Source organism: Cytobacillus oceanisediminis (genome assembly GCF_004366035.1).
In the GTDB taxonomy this organism is placed as follows: Bacteria; Bacillota; Bacilli; order Bacillales; family Cytobacillaceae; genus Cytobacillus; species Cytobacillus oceanisediminis_C.
The window spans coordinates 1-1,470 of the sequence record NZ_SOEE01000051.1 but is presented as its reverse complement, the minus strand read 5'-3'; the positions used below and the strand labels follow the sequence as shown (position 1 = coordinate 1,470).

Annotated in this window: 1 protein-coding gene; it reads right to left on the bottom strand. The window is 39.3% G+C overall.

The annotated features are described in order from the left end of the window. Positions 1–38: 38 nt before the first annotated feature. Positions 39–1,372 (bottom strand): IS3 family transposase gene (locus DFO72_RS29065; protein ID WP_113885941.1). Its coding sequence is split into 2 segments (ribosomal slippage): positions 39–1,000 and positions 1,000–1,372, totalling 1,335 coding nucleotides; the frame shifts between segments, so codons are not numbered across the junction. Between the last annotated feature and the right edge of the window lie 98 nt (positions 1,373–1,470).

Here is a 1,470-nt window from a genome sequence, read left to right as displayed (position 1 = left end):
TGAACTATACCCCGATTTACGGACAGTTTAAAAAGCGCCTATGCGGCTAGTAAATGGCCCCGGTATTGCTCCGGGGTCATTTTATTTAAGCCCCATTGATAACGATGCTGGTTATATTCCTCAATTACTCGATCCACTTCTTTTCTAACATCTCCTAAATTATCTAATGATTTATACTCTGCTAAATCTTTAAAGTGCCCAAAGAAACTTTCCATTGGTGCGTTATCCCAACAGTTTCCCTTTCGGGACATCGATTGTATTAAGCCAAGTTCTTTTACTTTGCTTTGGAATTGGGGATGGGTATAGTGGAAACCTTGGTCAGAGTGCAGTATGGCTTCTGGATGAAAATGATCGCCAACAGCTTGTTTTAACTTTTTAAGCGTCTTATATACAATATCCATTTCCAAGGAAGTGGATAGATGATAAGCGACAATTTCTTTGGTAGCTCCATCTTTTACGCAGGATAAATATGCTTTTTGTCCCTTTCCGAAATAGAGATAAGTAATATCAGTAAGCAGGACTTTTCCTGGTTCTTCTTGATTGAATTCTCGGTTAAGGAGGTTGGGACAAGATCGATGCTCATGGGTTGCCTTAGCCATTTTACGATAAGGATTGGCTTTCCTTACTTTTGTTACAAGATTATATTTGGCCATCAGACGCCTAATCTTTTTGTGGTTCATTACCGATGAATAATCATTCTCCATAATCATTTTGATCTGGAGGACACCTACTTTTTCTTTTTTACTTATGAATATTTCTCGAATTAACTCTATATCCAATTGATCCTTCTCGTCACGTTGTGCCCGTAATTGTGCTGCCTTCAGCCAATCATAGTAGCCACTTCGACTTACGCCTGCCAGTTCACACAGGTAGGAAACAGATTTTTTCAACTGATATGTTCTGATGGTTTTCTCAATTAAAGAAAACTTCTCAGCTGCCGTTAGAATCGTTTCTTCTTCAACGCCTGCCTTTCTAGTTCTTCCAGCTTTTTTAAGAAGTCATTCTCAGCCTCAAGGAATTTAATCCTTGCCTCAGCCTTCCTTAGTTTCTCTTCAATGGAAAGTTGTTTAGAAGAAGGACGTCCCGTGCTCCCTTTACCTCGACGTTCCGTAAGGAACCCTTCCTCCCCAAACCTTTCGAATGTTTCTCTCCAACGCTTAAGACAACGTTTTGGCTGTTCCTTGCCAATCATCTCGAGATCAAAGCCTTGTTCAATAAAGATTTGCGATGGTGTTTTCCCACTTTTGTACTCCGTCACTGCTTTTGTCTTAAATTCAGAACTATAGGAGATTGACCTCTCAGAAGCCCTCAAAACATTAGGATTCTTTTCAAGCTCTTTCATTTGGAATTCATTATAAATATTTTTACTCATGAAAAATCCTCCGCCCTATTCATTAAAACTATTGAAACACAAAAAACCCCAGAAAGGGGCACTTTTTTATCAGTGTCCACTATCTGGGGTATAGTTCA